The following is a 16,094-nucleotide window of genomic DNA, read 5'->3' as shown; positions in this document are numbered from 1 at the left end:
GGGCTTACCGGAACGGCGGCTCGTCGAAGCTGCGCAGCTTGCGCGAATGGAGGGACGAGCGCTGGCCGCGCAGGATGTCGAGGGCGGAAAGCCCGATCATCAGGTGCTCGCTGACGGCGCGCTCGTAGAAGGCGTTGGCGGCCCCCGGGAGCTTGATCTCCCCGTGCAGCGGCTTGTCCGACACGCACAGCAGCGTCCCATAGGGCACGCGCAGGCGGTAGCCCTGGGCCGCGATGGTGCCGCTTTCCATGTCCACGGCGATGGCGCGCGAGAGATTGATCTGCCGGCGCTCCTGGCTCCAGCGCAGTTCCCAGTTGCGGTCGTCGTAGGTCACGACCGTGCCGGTGCGCAGCCGCCTCTTCAGCTCCTCGCCGCGTTCGCCGGTGACCTGGACCGCGGCCTCCTGCAAGGCGACCTGGATCTCCGCGAGGGCCGGCAGGGGGATCTCCGGCGGCAGGGCGCCGTCCAGGATGCGGTCGCGCCGCAGATAGGCGTGGGCGAGGACATAATCGCCGATCGACTGGGACTGACGCAGCCCTCCGCAATGTCCCACCATGAGCCAGCAATGGGGGCGCAGGACCGCGAGATGATCGGTGATGTTCTTCGCGTTCGACGGGCCGACGCCGATATTGACGAGCGTCACCCCCTGCCCGTCCTTGCGCAGCAGGTGATAGGCCGGCATCTGGAACCGGTGCCAGGGCGAGGAGCCGATGAGATCCTCGACGGCGGCTTCGTCGAGCCCGCGCTCGATGGCGACGCCGCCCGGCAGGATGAGCTTGGTATATGGCCCGTTCTCGTCCGCCAGCTCCTTCACCGCCCAGCGGATGAACTGGTCCACATAGCGGTGGTAGTTGGTGAGCAGGATCCAGGGCTGAACCGAGCGCCAGTCGCTGCCGGTGTAGTGGACGAGGCGGCGGAGCGAATAATCCACCCGCGCCGCATCGAAGAGCGAGAGGGGACGCGGCTCGCCCTCACGGAAGATCCAGGTGCCGTCGGCGATCTCGTCGCCGACCTTGGCGAGAAGCGGCGTCGGGAAATGCTGGGCGAGCTCGGAGGCTGAATGCGCCCCCCGCCCCAGCTCATCGCCGCGTTCGAAGACATAAGGATAGGGAATTTCCTGATCGCTGACCCCGACCTCCACGGTCGCCCCGTAATCCTTCACGAGATAGTGCAGCTGTTCGAGCAGGTAGTTCCTGAAGAAGGAAGGCTGGGTGATGGTGATGGCGTAGGTGCCCGGCCCCTGGAACTTGGCATAGGCCCGCTGCTTCACCGGCGGCACCGAGGTCGCCCGGTAGTCGAGGCGCAGTTCCGGATAGCGGAAGCGGGATCGCTCGGCCGGCGTCGGGGCCGTTCCCGTGGCGAAGAAGTGCTCCAGAGCCTGGCGTTGCGCCTCGATGGCGCTGTCATGGAGCTGAATGAGCCGCTCGACGGCTTCTTCGGGAGTGGCGACGGACTTGAAGGCTGAAAGCTGATCGGCGGGCACGGAATGTCTCTTCTTCTATCTCGTGCCTCAAGGGTCATACACTGTTTCGTGCCAGAACCCAACCGGCATCATCGGGTTCCCCGGGATTGCCACCCAAAAGAAAAAGGCGGATCGGCATTCTAGCGCCGCCTCCGCCTCTCTCAACGATGGCTTTCTCGGGCTGAACTACCGCGAGAACTTCTTGTACTTGATCCGGTGCGGGATCGTGGAATCGGTGCCGAGGCGGCGCTTCTTGTCCTCCTCGTAATCCGCGAAGTTGCCCTCGAACCATTCCACATGGCTGTCGCCCTCGAAGGCCAGGATATGGGTGGCGATGCGGTCGAGGAACCAGCGGTCGTGGCTGATGATGACGGCGCAGCCGGCGTAGTCCTCCAGCGCCTCCTCGAGCGCCCGCAGGGTATCCACGTCCAGGTCGTTGGTCGGCTCGTCGAGGAGCAGAACGTTCGCGCCGGACTTCAGGATCTTGGCGAGGTGAACGCGGTTGCGTTCGCCGCCCGAGAGCACGCCGACCTTCTTCTGCTGGTCGGAACCCTTGAAGTTGAAGGCCGAGCAATAGGCGCGGGCGTTGATCTCGCGCTTGCCGAGGTAGAGCATCTCGTTGCCGCCCGAGATTTCCTCGTAGAGCGATTTGCTGGCGTCGAGCGTATCACGACTCTGGTCCACGTAGCCGAGCTTCACGGTCTCGCCGATCTCGATCCGGCCCTCGTCCGGCTGCTCCTGGCCCGTGATCATGCGGAACAGCGTCGTCTTACCGGCGCCGTTCGGGCCGATGATTCCGACGATGCCGCCCGGCGGCAGCTTGAAGGAGAGGCCGTCGATGAGGAGCTTGTCGCCGAAGGCCTTCTTGAGGCCGTCGAACTCGATGACGTTGTTGCCCAGGCGCTCCGCGATGGGGATGACGATCTGGGCCGTGGTCGGGCCCTTCTCGTTGGCCTTGGCCACGAGTTCCTCGTAGCGCTGGATACGGGCCTTCGACTTGGCCTGGCGGGCCTTGGGCGAAGCCGATACCCATTCGCGCTCGCGCTCAATGGTGCGCCGGTGGGCCTCGTCCTCACGCCCTTCCTGCTCGAGGCGCTTCTGCTTCTGCTCGAGCCAGGACGAGTAATTGCCCTCGTAGGGAATGCCCCGGCCGCGGTCGAGTTCGAGAATCCAGCCCGTCACGTTGTCGAGGAAGTAGCGGTCGTGGGTGACGATCAGGATCGCGCCCGGATAGGTGCGCAGGTGCCCTTCGAGCCAGGCGGTGGTCTCGGCGTCCAGGTGGTTGGTCGGCTCGTCGAGGAGGAGCAGCTCCGGCTGCTCCAGGAGCAGCTTGCACAGGGCCACGCGGCGGCGCTCGCCGCCCGAGAGCTTGTCCACGGCCCAGTCGTCCGGCGGGCAGCGGAGCGCATCCATGGCCTGATCGACCTGGGAATCGAGATCCCACAGGCCCTTGGCCTCGATCTCGTCCTGGAGACGGGTCATCTCGTCCGCCGTCTCCTCGGAATAGTTCATGGCGAGTTCGTTGTAGCGGTCGAGGATCGCCTTCTTGGCGGCCACGCCCTCCATGACGTTCTCGCGGACATTCTTGGACGGATCCAGCTGGGGCTCCTGCGGCAGGTAGCCGACCCGCGCGCCCTCGGCCACCCAGCCTTCGCCGTTCCAGTCCGTGTCGATGCCGGCCATGATGCGAAGGAGGGTCGACTTACCCGCGCCGTTGACGCCGAGCACGCCGATCTTGGCGTCCGGGTAGAAGGACAGATGGACATTGTCCAAGACCTTCTTGCCACCAGAATAGGTCTTGGTGAGGCCACGCATGTGGTAGATGAACTGACGGGACACGGGAAAAGCCCTGCTTGAAGATGGTCGTGTTGCGGGAGTTGGACGTCAGTTAGCAGGGGCTGACGGCGGGGGCAAGGCGGGCGGATGTCGCCGCTTTTCCCTTTCCCTCGCGTAGAAGGGAAAAGCGGTCGAAGCTCAAAGCCCGAACGGATAGGTCTCCAGCATGCCCTGCCCATGAGCTTTCGTGAGCGGCGTCACGGCCTTGGTCTCCTCGAACCAGACGAAGGCGTCGAACTGCTCGGCCATGACGGCCTCGAAATAGTGGCTGTAAAGCTCCGTCTCCGGGCGATAGACGACCCCGATCGCGCGCTCCAGGCGGGGCCGGGAGAGAACCTCCGTCAGGTCGGCCTGGCCGTTGTCGCGCCAGTCGGTGAGGAAGGTCCCCAGGCCGGTGTCGCGAAAGATCCTCTCGTGGCTGTCGGACCGGGCGGGGAGAACGGTCTTGACCTCCATGGGCTCGCCCCAGTCGCTGGCTGCCGCCACCGTGCCGCGGTCCGTGCCGAAGCCGATCAGGACGGCCTCGTCCCGGTAGGCCTTGCGGCAGAGTTCGCCGATATTGAACTCCCCCTGCCATCCCATGGCCGTCGCCGAGGCGTCGCCGATATGGGAGTTGTGCGCCCAGATGATGGCCTTCGCGTTCTCCCGGCGGGCGAGCAGGCTCTGGAGTGTGTCGAACATGTGCCGGTCGCGCAGGTTCCAGGACTCCGTCGCGCCCTCATACATGATCCTGTAGTAGTGCTCCGCCGCGTGGACGATCTTAGCGTTCTGGACGGCGTCGAAGAACTCCTCGCCGCCGTCGGCCTCAAGGTACTCCATCCGTTTGTCGAGCATGGACTGGAGCTGGGTGAGCAGCGCCTGGTCGCAGGGTTTCTTCTGCCCGGTCAGGACGGCCCGCCCGTAGCGCGCCGGGTCCGACTGCCACGGGCTGAGGCAGCCGTAGCGCCCCCGTGCATCCTGTGCGGCCTCAGGATCGACGGTGTCGAGATACTCCAGAACGGCCCGGATGGACGAGTTGAGGCTGTAGATGTCGAGGCCCCGGAACTCGGCCCGCTCGTCCTCCGGCCGATCCCGGTTGTAGTCGCGCATCCAGTTGACGAAATCGGCGACTTCCTCGTTGCGCCACATCCAGGTCGGAAAACGCAGGAAGGCGGCATCGTCCCCGTCGGGCACATGCCTGTGCCGCACATAGGCATCGATCCGCGCGGCATCGGGCCAGTCGGCCTCGACGGCGACGATGTTGAAGCCGTGATGCTCGACCAGCCGCTTCGTGATGGCAGCCCGGGCGCGGTAGAATTCCGACGTGCCGTGGGTTGCCTCGCCCAGGAGCACGACCTTGGCATCCCCGAACCGGTCGAAGAGGGCCCCGAAGGCTGCCTCGTCCGACAGGGGCGGCAGGGTCTCGCCCTGTTCGCGCACAAGGTCGACGGCCTCCTTGATGGAGGCTTCGTTCTCGCTCTGCTTCCAGGAAAAACGGGCCATGGCCGCACCTCCGAAAAGGACCCCGGCCGCCACCGGCCGGACCTCGCGGACAAACGAGTGCGGGACTCGGCTGGTTCCCGCTCGCAGGCCTAAAACAAAACGGCCGGGGAAGATCCCCGGCCGCGGCGGCTCCGCTGGTGCAGATCAATAGTAGAAATAGAAGTGATCGGCCTTCAGATCCTTGAGCCTGACGTTGAGCAGGGTCAGCGGGTTGTCGCCCTTGAGCCACTCGCCCGTTCCCAGATCCATGACGACGTTCTTGCCCACCTGCTTCATGTGCGGCTTGAGCGTTTCGAAGTCGACGATGCCGGAATGGTTGATGTTGTGGCGGATGAGGAGCATCTCGTTCTGGTAGACCTTGAAGTCCTGGACGATGTCCTGGCCCATGTCCGAATTGAACACGTAGCGGTCGGCGCCAGAGCCGCCCCAGAGCCTGTCATTGCCGGCGCCGGGATCGAGAACGTCGTCCCCGGCCCCACCCCAGATCTGGTCATCGCCGAACCAGCCCAGGACCACGTCCTTGCCGGAGCCGCCATAGAGCTTGTCGCTGCCGTTCTCGCCCTCGATCATGTCGTCGCCGGCGCCGCCCTGGAGGAGGTCGTCGCCTTCGCCGCCGGTAATCTGGTCGTCGTCGGCATCGCCATAGAGCCTGTCGTTGCCCTCGCCGCCGTCGAGGAGGTCGTAGCCGTTGCCGCCACGGACGATGTCGTTGCCTTCATCGCCGTAGAGCATGTCGTCGCCCTCCTCGCCGCGAACCTGGTCGTTGCCCAGGCCGCCCAGAAGGATGTCCGATCCTGCGCCGCCATAGAGCCGGTCGCCGCCGTAGATGCCGTTATTGCCTGCGCCGCCGTCGACGATGTCGTCGCCGGCATCGCCATAGAGCCTGTCGTTGCCGCCCAGCCCGCTGATGGTGTCGCTGCCCTCGAGAGCCCTGATCGTGTTGGCCCTGTCGGTCCCGGTGATCTCGTCATCGCCGGGAGAGGGCGAGGTCGAGGGGCCCGTGTCCCCCTGGCCGTTGAACACGAACCATTCCGCGGCAGGGGTTGCCGCGGTGAGGACGGTCAGGCTGCCGCCATCGGCGAAGGCGATCCGATAGCCGCCCTCGATGGCTGTGATCGTCAGGTCGTCGAAGTCCTCGGCGCCCGTGTCGTTGAGGCGGATCCGGTCGCCCTGGGAGGCGTCGAAATCGGCGACGATGTCCGCGTCATCGCCGCCCGCATAGACGAAGACATCCGCGCCTGCGCCGCCGGTCAGCGTATCATGGTTGAAGCCGCCCAGGATGACTTCGGCGGCGACTGTGCCGACGAGATTGCGCCCTTTGATGGAAGTGGGATTCTTGAAGTATTGCTCGACTAGGTCATCGGCCAGCTTGCCATGGGTGTAGTACCCGTCGTCCGGGCTCGGGTCGGCCGGAAGCTGCCCGGCATCGTAGTTCCACAGCCAGTAGCCGCCGACCCAGCCCTCGTTGGCCCGGTCGGTGATGATCTTGTAGAAGGCCTCGAACATACGAACCTGCTCGACCTCGTCGACGCGACCGCTGCGCCACGTCCACGGGTCGTAGTTGCTGCCGTCGAGGCTGCGGAAGCCCGTCTCGGTGAAGATCAGCTTCTTGCCCGCCTGTTCGGCAATCCGCTGCAGCTCCTCGATGGCGGAGATGTTCTCGCCGAACCGGTCGACGATCGGCTGGCTGACATGCCCGAACTGGGACGGCTTCGTCCAGGCATCGATCAGCTGCTGCACCGTCGGGTTCGGGCTGTCGGTGAAGCTGATATAGGGGTTGGCGCCGACGTAATCGAGCGCATCCCAGAAGCCGACATGGAGCGCCTCCGTCCAGGTGGCGGCATAGGTCAGCTTGTCGGTGTAGCCCACCTCCTCGCGGATGGCCTTGATGATGTCCTTCCAGTGCTCCGTGAAGCGGGGATGGGTCATGCTCTCGCATTCGTTTCCGATCGCGAAAGCCGTTACTCCCTGCTCCTTCGCAAGCCGCGCATAGTGGAGCACGGACTCCTTGTAGGACGCGAACCACGCATCGCCGAACTCCATCCACTCCGCCTCGGTCGGAGGCGATCCGTCCGGGTGATTGGGCGGGCCGATGAGAGCATTCCAGTCGGCATTCTGGATGTTCACATGCAGCTTGAAGATGACTTCCAGACCGCGAGCCTTCGCCTGGGAAATGGCCTCGCGGATGGAGCCGTCGCTTTCCGTACGGGGAGCATCGTCGGTGTTGTAGCCGCCGGGATCGCTGTTGTCGCGATAGACCCGGGTCGAGCTCAGGCTATCCATATAGACGGTCGGAACGATCACGACCTGGGAGGCGCCGTCGCCCTGGATCAGATCGAGATTCGCCTGCGTCCAAGGCATCCGGTAATTGCCGTCCCACCAGGAGGGAAGGCTCTCGGCCTGGAAATCGAATAAGCTCGGCATTTGGTTAGGCCCCTACGGTCTCGGCTGCGCCGTTTCAGCGCGTATTATGCAGATAATACTAAATAACGTTTGCAGGGGGTCTCGCAAGCGCGAAAAGAGCGCTCAGAGTTAAGGTTTTCTTGCCGGGCAAGGTCGGCGGAAGTATTGACCCAAGGAGAGGAAAGTGAGCGCAAGCGCTCTGCTGCTCCGGAATTTCCCTGAAAACATGAGCTTGTTTAGCCGAATACTTCCGGGCACCGGCCGCTCAGGGCATGGCGAAGGCAGCTCGTGGCGCGATGCACATGCCTCGCGCCGGAAGCGCGCCGGGCTGGCGCGCCTTTCCCGTTCCAGACTGGCTCTCAAGGGCCGACTCAGGCGGTCGCGGCCATGATCGCGGCGAAGGCCTCCTCGGCTGCGACCACGGTGGCCATCTGCACCGTATGGGCGAAGCGGTAGGCCTCGCCATAGATCGTCTCGTCGGGGAACTCGGTGATGAGGGTCAGCGGCGTGGGATGTCGCTCCTCCGCCGTGATGAGGCAGGGCACGTCGTTGATGATCTCGTAGGGCGTGCCGCCCGAGTGGATGGAGCAGATCTCGATCTGACGCCGGTTGAACTCCGCCAGTCCCGGAACAGCAGAGAGACCCTTCGTCACCGCCTCGACCAGCGTCCTCGCCGGACCGGCCCAGGACGGGTGGTGCCGCATGATGAGGAAGAAGCCCTTCGGAATCGTCCAGAGTTCGAATCCGCGCGGGAGATAGCCCGTGAAGGGCCGCGTCCATTCATGGGCCGGATAGCCGTGGAGATTGACGTGCAGCTTCGCACCGGAGAGTTCCAGCGCCTGGTTGCGCGCGCCGATCTCGTAGAGCGGCTCGCCGCGCCCGAATTCCAGGTCGTTGCCCAGCGAAGTGTAGCGCGCCGCATGGTGCATGTGGCGCGGGTTGGCCTCGCAGAGCCGTCCGTGAAGTGCGTATCCGTCGGGATTCTCGACCGGGATGAAGGCGACGTTCGTCTCCGGATTGGCGAGCAGTCGGCGCATGGCCCGGAACGCGCCGACGGGCGCCGAGGTCTCGTTCGCGTGCTGGCCGCTCGTGAGGAGAACCGCCGGGCGGGAGCCCGCGCGGTAGATCCCGCGCACCGGCCGCCCCTCGCGGGAGATGCCCTCGAAGGTCTCGCCCGGCAATTCCGCCAGTTCCCGATGGATCTGCGCGAGGCCGGGTGCGGCCTCCGCCGTCTCGAGATCCTGCTCGGGCCTTGCCGGATCCTTCGGCCGTCCGAAGGGGAGAAGCTCCACGCGCACCTGGGCATCGCCCTCGCCTGCCCGGATGTCCGGCACGATCTGTCCCGGCTGCAGGCTGCGGTCCTCGGGCGGACGGCCCGAACGGTGCTTGAAGAATTCGAGCGCCGAAAAATAGAAATCCTCGTGTAGCGCCTCGCGGGTGCTCATGACCTCGTCGCCGAAATCGAGGGCCCGCTCAATGCCGGGCATCACGACCTCGATGGCGAGCGTCTCGGCATAGGGCTCCTCGGCGGGCCATTCGTGTGACGTGATCGCGGCCATCACCTTGTGGAAGACGATCTCCGCTTCCGTCTCCAGCGGCTCGTCGACATCCGGCTCCCCTTGGGGACGCCCCGTCGCCTTCAGCCAGCCGGCCGGCGTCAGGTCGACCTGGTCCAGGTGATTGGTGCGCAGGCGGTTCGGCGCGAAGACGGAGTGATCGACGAAACGGCCGTCCTGGTACTCCGCCTCGATCCGGTAGGTCAGATCCGCCACGCCGGGTTCGAAGGCAGTCTCGACGCCCTGGAGCAAGGCCGCGAGCGGATAGGCCTCCGACAGGAAGCGCAGGCGCGCGGCCTTCTCGTGCACAGGGTAGCGCACGACGACGCGCCTGAGCCCGGCCGTCTCGATCTCCTCGAGGAAGGCGTGGACCAGGGGCTTGTAGGCGCTGCGCAGCCGCGCCTCAATGCCCATTTCGGACAGAACGGCCTGCGCGGCGCGCCGCGCCGCCTCGTCCTCGAAGAGCCAGGCCTCCAGCCGGACGCCGCGGTTTTCCGGCTTGGCCCAGCCGCGCACGAGAATGTCGAGGGTCCTTGGGATCCTCTCGTCGAGAAGAACGGTCATTTCGAGGTCTGTCCTGTCGGATCGAGATAGTCGCGCAGCCAGTCGCCCAGAAGATTCAGGCCGAGCACGGTGAACATGATGGCGAGCCCCGGAAAGACGCTGACCCACCATGCGGTCTGGAGATAGGTGCGCCCGTCCGCCAGCATGCCGCCCCAGCTCGGGATCAGCGGATCGACGCCGAGCCCGAGGAAGGTCAGGCTGCTCTCAAGCAGGATGTTGTTGGCCACGTTCAGGGTCATGAGAATGACGATGGGGCCGAGCACGTTGGGCAGGATATGGGCGAAGATGATGCGCCCGCTTCCGACGCCGATGGCGCGGGAGGAGAGGATGAACTCCCGCTCCCGCAGGGCCAGCACGGAGCCGCGCACGAGCCGGGCATACTGCACCCACTGCGTGACGATCATGACGAGGATGACCTTGTCGATGCCCGCCCCCAGGACGGCCAGGAACATGATCGCGACGAGGATGAAGGGGAGCGCGAGCTGAATGTCGACGAAGCGCATCAGCACGATCTCGGTAATGCCGCGATGGTATCCGGCCACCAGACCGACAAGGGTGCCGATCGTGACGGCGCCGAGCACGGAGACGACGCCGACGGTGAGCGAAATTCGCCCGCCGACGATGACGCGGGCCAGCACGTCCCGCCCGAGCGGATCGGTGCCGAGGATGTGGTCCCAGCTCTGGAACGGCGGAATGAGGCGGGCCATGAGGTCCATGCTCTCGCCCCCGTCCGGAAACAGGATCGGCGAAAGGAGCACCGCCAGGGTAATTCCGCCCGCAAAGAGGATGCCGAGGACGAGCTCGAGCGACTTGAACCGCGAACGCGACGAAGAGGCAGCCTGAGCCGCAGCCATGGACCCTACTCCGTCCGGATGCGCGGATCGATCAGCCCATAGGCGATGTCGACCACGAGGTTGATGAGAACGATGAAGAGCGCCAGCACGGCGATGGTGCCCTGGAGCACCGGGTAGTCGCGGTTCGAGATGGCGTCGAAAGCGAGCGTGCCCATGCCGGGCCAGTTGAACACCCGCTCCACGATCACGATGCTGCCGATCAGGTTGCCGAACTGCAGGCCGATATAGGTGACGAGCGGAATGGCCGAGTTGCGCAGGGCATGCTTGTAGAGCACCACATTGTCGCGCAGGCCCTTGGAGCGTGCGACCATGATGTATTGCTGGGAGAGCGTCTCCAGCATCGATGTGCGCACGAGGCGAACATTCGTGGCCGTGAGGATGATCGCCATGGTGAGCGCCGGCATGACGAAGCTCTCGGGCCCCTCCATGCCGCTCGGCGGCAGGATGCCGAGCATGATGGAGAACAGGAGCACCAGCATGATGGCGAGCCAGAAATTCGGGAAGGACAGCCCCACCAGCGACAGGATGCGGATGAGCTGATCCGGCCAGCGCCCCCGGTGGACGGCGGCATAGATGCCGAGCGGCACGGAGAGCGCGATGGAGATCAGAAGCGAGACGAAGGCGAGAAGGAGCGTCGCCGGAAGGGCCTGCGCGATCAGCGCGGCGACGGGCGTGGCGCCCATGAAGCTGTTGCCGAAATCGCCGACGAAGATCCCCTGAAGGAAGCTGAGATACTGGATATGGAAAGGACGTTCGAGACCGAGCGCCTGCCGGATATTCTGCAAATCCTGCTCGGTGACGTTGCCGCCGCCGCTGAGCAGCATGACGGCCGGATCGCCCGAGAGCCGGACGGCGAAGGACACGATCAGGGTGACGGCCAGGATCACGAAGATCGCCTGCAGCAATCGTTTGAGAATGAAGCCTGCCATGTCGTGGTCCGTCCGGGTCCGTTGTTCTTGCTTTTGAAAGAGGCCCCGCTCGCGCGGGGCCTGCTCATGTCATCGGTGCGCCGTCGCTCCCGACGGGAGCGACGGAACGATCCGCTTACTCCACCGTCGTCTCGGTGAAGCGGAAGCGGCGGTCGGCGGGAGCGTCGAAGTTCTTCACCCGCTTGTTCACGCCGTAGATCGTGTTCTGGTTATAGAGCGGAAGCTCGAGCGCCTGATCGGCCACGTAGCGGGCGACCTCCTGCAGGATCTTCTCACGCTCCTTCACGTCGTAGATCGTCCGCTGCTTCTCGAGAAGAGCGTCGAGCTTCGGATCGTTGCCGTACGGGTTCCACTTCTCGCCCGTGTGGTACATCAGGTAAGCCGTGTTGTCGTAGTCGAAGGTCCAGCCGCCCCAGGACTGGTGCCAGGCCTCGCCGGTCTTGCCGTTCGGGATGATGTCGTTGAGCAGAACCGGGGGCTCGTGCGGCTGGAGCGAGGGCTTCAGGCCCAGCGCCTGCAGATAGCCCGCCGTAGCCTGCGCCACTTCGCGGAAGGTCGCATCGTTGCCGCGGAAGTCGATCCGCACCGGCGCGCCGGCCTGCACCTTCGCGTCCTGCAGCATCTTCTTCGCCTTGGCGAGGTCGAAGGGCAGCGGCTTCATGGCCGGATCATTGCCGAAGGACAGCTCGGACTGGAAGCTGGCGATAGGCTTTGCATGACCGAGGAGCACCGCCTTGATGATCGCATCGCGGTCGACGCCCATGATGAGCGCCTTGCGGACATTCGCGTCCTTCGTGATGCCTTCCTTGGTGTTGAAGCGCAGCGAGACCACCGTCGGGCCGGTGATGCTGACGAGGTCGAGGTTCGGGCTCTTCTCGACCGTCGGCGCAAGGCCGAAGGGGATGAGCGTCGCGACGTCGATACGGCCGGCCTGGAGTTCGGCGACCTGGGTGTTCGCCTCGGAGATGAAGCGGGTCACGACCTTGTCGAGCTTGGGCGCACCGCCCCAGTGCTCGGGGTTGGCTTCCAGAACCAGGTTCACCTTCGGATTGTACTCGACGAACTTGAACGGGCCGGTGCCGACCGGATGGGTGTTGAAGTGGGCGTCACCCTTCTCCTGGATGTATTTCGGCGGCACGATCATCGCGCCGTAGCCGGCGAGCTTGGTGAGCAGAACGGGATCGGGCTGCTTCATGACGAAGTCGACCGTATTCTCGTCCACCACCTCGACATGGTCGATGGAGGTGTAGTTCGACTGCTGCGGTCCCTTCTTCCCCTCCTCGCCGAGCAGGCGATCGAAGGTGAACTTCACGGCTTCCGCATTGAAGGGCTCGCCATTGTGGAACTTCACGTTCTCGCGCAGCTTGAAGCGGATGCGCTTGTTGTCGTCCAGGAGCTCCCAGGACGTGGCAAGACCCGGCTTCAGCTTCATGTCCGCGCCGCGGGCGGTCAGTCCGTCGAAGATGTTGTTGGCGGCGGACGACCAGTCGACGAGGAAGGTATCGATCGGATCCCAGCTGCCGGGATCGATGGCGACGGCCGTCGTCAGGGTGCCGGCGGCCTGGGCGCTTGCCGCCATCAACGGCGACAGGGCCACCGCGGCCGTGAGGCCGAGAGCCTTCATGGTATTAGAGAACTTCATCCTAGTCTCCCTCTTGGTTTTTAGGAGTGTTATGCCGCCCCGCGAAGCCCTTCGGCTTCGATGGCAACCCAATGCCCGGGCTCGACTTCGTGCATGCGGTGAATGGCGGGTTCCTGACCGACCGGACGCACCGGGCTCGGGATCTCGCCTTCGATCCGCATCTTCGCGCGCTCGCGTTCCGGGTCCGCGATCGGCACGGCCGACAGCAGCTTCCGGGTATAGGAATGCCGCGGGTTCTCGAAGATGGCCTGGCGCGTGCCGATCTCGACGATCTGGCCGAGATACATCACGGCCACGCGGTGACTGATCTTCTCCACCACCGCCATGTCGTGGGTGATGAAGAGATAGGACAGGTGCCGCCTTTCCTGCAGCTCCATGAGCAGGTTTACGATCTGCGCCTGGATCGACACGTCCAGCGCCGAGACCGACTCGTCCGCGATCACGAGCTTGGGATCGCTCGCCAGCGCACGGGCGATGCAGACGCGCTGCCGCTGACCGCCGGAGAACTCGTGCGGATAGCGCTTGGCGTGCTGCGGCTGCAATCCGACCTGCTCCAGCAGTTCGTGGACGCGCCGCTCGATGGCCTTACGGTCATTGATGAGGCCATGCACCACGATGGGCTCCGCGATGCTGTAGCCGACCGTGTGGCGCGGATCGAGCGAGGCGAAGGGATCCTGGAAGATGTACTGGATCTGCTGGCGCAGACGGCGGCGCTCGCCCTGGCTCATGGCGGCCATGTCGCGCCCCTCGAAGCGCACCGTGCCGCTCGTCGGTTCGACGAGCTGCTGCAGGGTGCGCCCGATGGTGGACTTGCCGCTGCCGGATTCACCCACCAGCGCCAGGGTCTCGCCGGGATAGATGTCGAAGCTGACCTCCTCCACCGCATGGACGCGATGTGTCACGCGGCCGAAGAATGTCTTGCCCACATCGAAGCGCGTGGTGAGCTTCTCCACTTGGAGGATGGGCTTCGCGTAATCGGCCGTATCCTGGACATGGGTGTCGCCGACCTGTTTCGGCTCGCCGCCGTCGATCACCATGACGGGCGTGCGCTTCGGCAGCGGCTGGCCCGTGAGGCTGCCCAGACGGGGCACGGCGGAGAGAAGCGCGCGGGTATAGGGATGCTTCGGCGCGGCGAAGATCTCGCGCACCGGCGCCTGCTCCACCTTCTCGCCCTTCCACATCACCACCACGTCGTCTGCCATTTCGGCCACCACGCCCATGTCGTGGGTGATGAAGATGACGGCGGTGCCCATCTCGGCCTGAAGGTCGCGGATGATATTGAGGATCTGCGCCTGGATCGTCACATCCAGCGCCGTCGTCGGCTCGTCGGCGATCAGGAGCTTCGGATTGCAGGCGAGAGCCATGGCGATCATCACGCGCTGGCGCATGCCGCCCGAAAGCTGGTGCGGATAGCGGTCGAGGAGCTTGTCTGCGTCAGGCAGACGCACCTTCTGCAGCAACTCCCTGGCGCGAAGCCGCGCATCGCGCATGTTCAGGCCTTCGTGCAAGATCAGCGTTTCCGCGATCTGGTTGCCGATGGTGAAGACCGGATTGAGGGATGTCATCGGCTCCTGGAAGATCATCGCGATGTCGTTGCCGCGGATCTGCCGGAGCTTGCTGTCGGGAGCCTGGACGAGATCGACGGCCGCCGCCTCATCGGGGCGGAACAGCACCTCGCCGCCGACGATGCGGCCGCCTGTATAGTCGGTGAGGCGCATGATCGCGAGCGACGTCACGGATTTTCCGGAACCGGACTCGCCGACGACGGCCAGGGTCTTGCCCGGACGGACATCGAAACTGACGTCCTTGACCGCCTTGAAGGGTCCCTGCCCCGTGCCGAATTCGACCGACAGGGAGCGGACGGACAGGAGAGGTTCGTTCTGAGGGCTCAGCTTCGCAGTGCTATCCGACATCAACCGTGCTCGCGGGAAGGACAGGGCCCGGCGAGCCGGACCCTACCTCTTTGATACCTGCCCTCAATCACAGCCGGAGCGCTCGTCAGTCAACCCCTTGTTTGTGCGGGACAGGCATTCCGGCGCGATGTTAAGCCCAGTGCGACACCAGATGCGAGTCTTTTGTTATTTCGTCACCCACTCGCCGCTGCGCATGAGCGGTTCGGCCTGGCCATCCGCCGTGATGCCGTCCACGTCCACCTGATCGGATCCGATCATCCAGTCGATATGGATAAGGCTGCGGTTGGAGCCGCGCGCCGCCAGTTCGTCCTCGCTCATGCCGCCGCCGTCGCGGATGCACTTGCTGTAGGCCTGGCCCAGGGCGATGTGGCTGGACGCGTTCTCGTCGAACAGCGTGTTGAAGAAGAGAACGCCGCTCTGCGAGATCGGCGAGGAATAAGGCACCAGCGCCACTTCGCCGAGGCGGCGTGCGCCTTCATCCGTGTCGAGAACCTTGTTCAGCACGGCCTCTCCCGTGCGCGCCTTGCTCTCGACGATCCGTCCGCCCTCGAACCGCACCTGGATGTCCTGGATCAGAGTGCCGTTGTAGGAGAGCGGCTTGGTGCTCGTCACATGACCATCCACCCGGTTCTTGTGCGGCGTCGTGAAGACCTCCTCGGTGGGAATGTTCGCGTTGCAGACGAGACCGTTCTTGGCCGTGGTCGAACCGCCGTTCCATTCATGCCCGTCCGCCAGACCGACCCGCAGATCGGTGCCTGGGCCGCGGAAGTGAAGCGCCGCATAGCTCTTGTCGTTGAGCATGCGGGTGCGCGCCTGCAGGTTGGCGTTGTGCGCCTCCCAGGCGGCGATGGGGTCTGGCGTATCGACCCGCGACGCGGCGAAGATCGCCTGCCACAGCTTGGCCACGGCCACGTCCTCCGGATCGTCCGGGAAGACGACCTTGGCCCAGGCGGGCGTCGCGGCAGAGACAATCGACCAGTTCGTGTCGAAGCCCGCGATCAGGTTGAGGGCCGGCATATAGGCCTTGGAGCGCGCGCGGTTGGCGCGGGAGACCTTTTCCGGATCCTCCTTGGCGAGCAGGGACGGATCCTCACCGACGATGGCAAGCCGCGCCGCACCGTTCCTGTAGGCTGCCGCCATGCCTTCGTAGAGCCAGGCGGCCGCGGTATCGAAGCTCTCGTCATGCCCGTATCGGTAGCGCATGAGCATCGCCTCCTCGTCGGAGAAGAACGTGGTGACGAGGGAAGCGCCCGCCTCGTAGGCGTGCTCCGTGATGCGGCGCACCAGGGGGACTGCATCGAGCGGCGCGGTCAGGACGACCTCCTGCCCCGGCTTCAGCCCGAGCCCCACCCGCACGGCGACTTCCGCCAGGCGGTCGAGGAGCATGGCATGGGACTGGGCGTCGGGCAGGTTCCGGATTTGCTCGTTCATGGGATCTCTCGAAAACGAAAAG

10 protein-coding genes are annotated in these 16,094 nt (G+C 65.0%); all 10 read right to left on the bottom strand.

Going from position 1 to position 16,094, the window contains the following annotated elements; all coding sequences use genetic code 11:
* Positions 1-4: 4 nt before the first annotated feature.
* The 10 genes from LG661_RS05975 to LG661_RS05930 all read right to left on the bottom strand — a co-directional run bounded on the left by LG661_RS05975 (position 5) and on the right by LG661_RS05930 (position 16,072).
* Complete coding sequence (locus tag LG661_RS05975) at positions 5-1,483, bottom strand: AMP nucleosidase (RefSeq protein WP_230530965.1); 1,479 nt, start codon at positions 1,481-1,483, stop codon at positions 5-7.
* A 165-nt stretch (positions 1,484-1,648) separates the two neighbouring features.
* Positions 1,649-3,301: an energy-dependent translational throttle protein EttA gene (ettA, locus tag LG661_RS05970; RefSeq protein ID WP_230530964.1), complete on the bottom strand. Its 1,653-nt coding sequence runs from the start codon at positions 3,299-3,301 to the stop codon at positions 1,649-1,651.
* A gap of 135 nt (positions 3,302-3,436) precedes the next feature.
* The gene (locus tag LG661_RS05965) at positions 3,437-4,780 is read right to left on the bottom strand and encodes an erythromycin esterase family protein (RefSeq protein WP_230530963.1); all 1,344 of its coding nucleotides are present in this window, start codon (positions 4,778-4,780) and stop codon (positions 3,437-3,439) included.
* 144 nt (positions 4,781-4,924) lie between these two features.
* Positions 4,925-7,204: a glycoside hydrolase family 113 gene (locus LG661_RS05960; protein ID WP_230530962.1), complete on the bottom strand. Its 2,280-nt coding sequence runs from the start codon at positions 7,202-7,204 to the stop codon at positions 4,925-4,927.
* A 350-nt stretch (positions 7,205-7,554) separates the two neighbouring features.
* A complete protein-coding gene (locus LG661_RS05955) occupies positions 7,555-9,303 on the bottom strand; it encodes a M14 family zinc carboxypeptidase (protein ID WP_230530961.1) in 1,749 nt (582 codons plus the stop codon).
* Positions 9,300-10,157, bottom strand: coding sequence for an ABC transporter permease (locus LG661_RS05950; RefSeq protein ID WP_230530960.1), 858 nt, complete (start codon positions 10,155-10,157; stop codon positions 9,300-9,302). The genes LG661_RS05955 and LG661_RS05950 overlap by 4 nt, the downstream gene beginning before the upstream one ends.
* A 5-nt stretch (positions 10,158-10,162) precedes the next feature.
* Entirely contained in the window at positions 10,163-11,086 is a 924-nt protein-coding gene (locus LG661_RS05945; protein ID WP_230530959.1) for an ABC transporter permease, read from the bottom strand.
* Between the two features lie 115 nt (positions 11,087-11,201).
* Positions 11,202-12,728, bottom strand: coding sequence for an ABC transporter substrate-binding protein (locus LG661_RS05940; RefSeq protein ID WP_230530958.1), 1,527 nt, complete (start codon positions 12,726-12,728; stop codon positions 11,202-11,204).
* Between the two features lie 29 nt (positions 12,729-12,757).
* Positions 12,758-14,641, bottom strand: coding sequence for an ABC transporter ATP-binding protein (locus LG661_RS05935; RefSeq protein ID WP_230530957.1), 1,884 nt, complete (start codon positions 14,639-14,641; stop codon positions 12,758-12,760).
* Between the two features lie 165 nt (positions 14,642-14,806).
* On the bottom strand, positions 14,807-16,072 hold the full coding sequence (locus LG661_RS05930) for an aminopeptidase (RefSeq protein WP_230530956.1): 1,266 nt from the start codon (positions 16,070-16,072) through the stop codon (positions 14,807-14,809).
* Positions 16,073-16,094: the final 22 nt, after the last annotated feature.

This window comes from Microvirga roseola (genome assembly GCF_020866965.1).
Classification (GTDB): Bacteria; Pseudomonadota; Alphaproteobacteria; order Rhizobiales; family Beijerinckiaceae; genus Microvirga; species Microvirga roseola.
The sequence above is the reverse complement of the archived record's forward strand: the minus strand, read 5'-3'. Positions and strand labels throughout refer to the sequence as shown.

Excerpts from the sequence above, each read along its gene's own strand:
- LG661_RS05965 (WP_230530963.1), bottom strand. The coding sequence starts at position 4,780 with ATGGCCCGTTTTTCCTGGAAGCAGAGCGAGAACGAAGCCTCCATCAAG.
- LG661_RS05960 (WP_230530962.1), bottom strand. The coding sequence starts at position 7,204 with ATGCCGAGCTTATTCGATTTCCAGGCCGAGAGCCTTCCCTCCTGGTGG.
- LG661_RS05955 (WP_230530961.1), bottom strand. The coding sequence starts at position 9,303 with ATGACCGTTCTTCTCGACGAGAGGATCCCAAGGACCCTCGACATTCTC.
- LG661_RS05950 (WP_230530960.1), bottom strand. The coding sequence starts at position 10,157 with ATGGCTGCGGCTCAGGCTGCCTCTTCGTCGCGTTCGCGGTTCAAGTCG.
- LG661_RS05945 (WP_230530959.1), bottom strand. The coding sequence starts at position 11,086 with ATGGCAGGCTTCATTCTCAAACGATTGCTGCAGGCGATCTTCGTGATC.
- LG661_RS05940 (WP_230530958.1), bottom strand. The coding sequence starts at position 12,728 with ATGAAGTTCTCTAATACCATGAAGGCTCTCGGCCTCACGGCCGCGGTG.
- LG661_RS05935 (WP_230530957.1), bottom strand. The coding sequence starts at position 14,641 with ATGTCGGATAGCACTGCGAAGCTGAGCCCTCAGAACGAACCTCTCCTG.
- LG661_RS05930 (WP_230530956.1), bottom strand. The coding sequence starts at position 16,072 with ATGAACGAGCAAATCCGGAACCTGCCCGACGCCCAGTCCCATGCCATG.